At 22.2% G+C, this 468-nt stretch carries 1 protein-coding gene; it reads left to right on the top strand.

Annotated features, from left to right (window positions below; genetic code table 11):
* Positions 1-220: 220 nt before the first annotated feature.
* Positions 221-468: EexN family lipoprotein (locus tag CQA76_RS08955; RefSeq protein ID WP_137623024.1), on the top strand; the 248-nt coding region annotated here is incomplete at its 3' end.

Here is a 468-nt window from a genome sequence, read left to right as displayed (position 1 = left end):
AAAAAACAACTAAACTCTATTGATTTTCAAAACAAACTTAATACCTTTAAAAATCCTATAAAAACAATATCTGAAAAAGAAATAATAAGATAGTTTCACTAAAAATAAATAATTACCTCTTGTAATTATTTGTATAAAATTATATAATTTTAGTATTTAAAATTAATATTAGTAAATATTAGTATATAATAGTTACTATAAATATACAAAAGGAGTTTTTATGAAAAATTTAATTAAACTAGGTTTATTGAGTGTAGTTACTGCTGGTGTTTTTTCTGCTTGTTCTTCAGAACCAAAAAGTGTAGAATATTATAAAGATCCAAAGAATGCTCAAGAATTAGAAGAAAAGATTAAAGAGTGTAAAAAAGATCCTGAGTCTGAATTAAAAGATAAAGAATGTTTTAATGCTTATAAAGCACAATATTCTAAATCACTTGAAAAACCTCGCGAAAGTGCAATGGAATTTTT

This window comes from Campylobacter aviculae (genome assembly GCF_005406215.1).
Taxonomy (GTDB): Bacteria; Campylobacterota; Campylobacteria; order Campylobacterales; family Campylobacteraceae; genus Campylobacter_D; species Campylobacter_D aviculae.
This window is presented reverse-complemented; position numbering and strand designations above follow the sequence as displayed.